A 356-nucleotide genomic window follows, 5' to 3' on the forward strand; every position below is an offset into this window, starting at 1 on the left:
TACCAAAGAAGCGAGTTAAATAAGTGCTAAACTTGTCTTTTGATGAAAACTCTACAACACCTGCATTCGGATCATAGAAACCGTAAACACGATTTTCTCCATCACCTTTTGCCCAAGCAGCCATTGCATGACCAGGAGCATCTAGCTCTAATAAGACAGGCTTGTTGTCAACTGAAACGTCTGTGATCTTTTCAATTACACCCGTAACCGTTAGAGCTTTCTTACCCTCAAGCTTCTCTTGCCATACTTTCATAGAAGTATCATGCATTGGGTTTTTAGTATGGATCGCTGCAAGGCTATCCATTAGCTTACTGGCGTTTGCCCTCTCCGTTTCCGAATAGAGCGTAGGGTTACTT

General features: G+C 42.4%; 1 protein-coding gene. It reads right to left on the reverse strand.

Annotated features, from left to right (window positions below):
- The coding region (locus AB4512_RS22750) for a YopT-type cysteine protease domain-containing protein (protein WP_372175802.1) at window positions 1–356 on the reverse strand (356 nt) is incomplete at both ends.

Source organism: Vibrio sp. 10N.222.52.B7 (assembly GCF_041474275.1).
In the GTDB taxonomy this organism is placed as follows: Bacteria; Pseudomonadota; Gammaproteobacteria; order Enterobacterales; family Vibrionaceae; genus Vibrio; species Vibrio crassostreae_C.